Origin of the sequence: Pseudoalteromonas luteoviolacea H33-S (assembly GCF_001625695.1) — a bacterium.
In the GTDB taxonomy this organism is placed as follows: Bacteria; Pseudomonadota; Gammaproteobacteria; order Enterobacterales; family Alteromonadaceae; genus Pseudoalteromonas; species Pseudoalteromonas luteoviolacea_B.
The window spans coordinates 1-1,650 of sequence record NZ_AUXY01000055.1 but is presented as its reverse complement, the minus strand read 5'-3'; the positions used below and the strand labels follow the sequence as shown (position 1 = coordinate 1,650).

The 1,650-nt window shown below is 47.5% G+C and carries 2 protein-coding genes; both read right to left on the bottom strand.

Annotated features, from left to right (window positions below; genetic code table 11):
* On the bottom strand, window positions 1-1,458 hold a 1,458-nt coding region (locus tag N477_RS05940; protein WP_231098184.1), incomplete at its 3' end, for a condensation domain-containing protein.
* The coding region (locus tag N477_RS05935) for a phosphopantetheine-binding protein (RefSeq protein WP_196760589.1) at window positions 1,458-1,650 on the bottom strand (193 nt) is incomplete at its 5' end. The genes N477_RS05940 and N477_RS05935, both read right to left, overlap by 1 nt.

The window sequence follows — 1,650 nt, the reverse complement described above, 5'->3', positions numbered from 1 at the left end:
CATGCGTTCGATGGTTTGCGCCTTAAATAAATCGGTATTAAATTCCCAGGCAAGCACCAGCCCTTCAACTTCTTCTGAGATATTCAGGGTCAGATCAAACTGGGCGATACCCGGTCCGTGCCTTTGAACTTCAGAAAGCTCAAGTCCCGGCAGCGATAAACGACCCGCTCCATTATTTTGCAGGGCCAGCATCACCTGGAATAACGGACTGTGGCTCAGGCTACGCTCGGGTTGCAAGCGCTCGACGATTTGTTCAAACGGCACCTGCTGACGAGCATAAGCGTCCAGCAACATAGTCTTACTTTGTTTTAGCAATTCAAGGAAGTCTGGCTTAGCGGAGAGATCGCTACGCAGTACCAGAGTATTCACGAAAAATCCAATCACACCAGCTACTTCAGCTTGCTCACGATTCGCCACCGGCGTGCCAACAACGATATCTTGTTCATTGCTGTAGCGGGCCAGTAACACAGAAAAAGCAGCATGCAACCCCATAAACAAGGTGGCACCTTGTGTCTGACACAGGGCCATTAAACGCTGGTGTGTCGCTTGATCTATCCTTGAGATATGATGATTACCAGCAAAACTCTGCACTGCAGGTCTGAGGTGATCTAGCGGTAGGCTGTGCAACACCGGTAAGTCGGCAAGCTGTTTTTCCCAGTAAGTTAGCTGTTCATTCAACACAGCTCCCTGCAGGTAGTTGCGCTGCCAGTGGGCATAATCACCGTACTGGATCGCCAACGGCGGCAAGGGGTTACTTTGCCCCTGGACATAAGCCGTATATAAACGACTAAATTCATTGACCAGGATCTCCTGAGACCAGCCATCGGAAGCAATATGATGCATCGTTATCAGCAAGATATGCTCTTTAGCTGAGACTTTCAGCAGCTGCGCCCGCAACATCAGATCCCGTGCCAGATCAAACAGTTTTTCCTCTTCCGTTGAAACGGCTTCAGCTATTCGGGTCTGCTGCGCTTGTGACGAAAGGGCAGACAAGTCTGTCAGCTGTACCTCAAAGCTGTCCAAGTTACGGATCAGCTGGAGCGGCTCGCCGTCATCACCGGCAACAAAACAGGTGCGCAGGCTTTCATGGCGCACCAATATATCAACAATCGCCTGTTGCAGAGCATCCTCATTGAGAGTACCGGTCAGTTTTAACGCTGCCGGCATATTATAATGGGCACTACCGCCATCGATTTGATCTAGCAACCACAGTCTTCGCTGGGCAAAAGATAGTGGCAAACTCTCGTTTCTTAACACAGGTTTTAATTGAGCTTGCTCAAAAGTGCTTTCTTGCTCCTGTAACTGTAAGTGAGCAATAATCTGCGCCTTATTCTCAATGATAAGTTCTTTAAACTCCTTGGTAAGCGCCCCTTCGGGAGCCTTATAGGCTAAATTTCCGTCCTTCAGATAGAGGTGAATGCCTTTAGTAGCTGCCTGTAATATGATCTTACTTACCATTAAAATAATCCCTCTTCTACATTTTCATCTTCAGCCAGCATGTCAAGGTTGGCATCATTTAAACTTACTGCATCTATATATTGCGCAATACTTTGGACATTAGCTTCTGATAGCAATAAAGCAAAAGGCACAGTTACACCGAAGCCTGCATTTATTTTTGCTATTAATTTTGTTGCCAACAAAGAGTGGCCG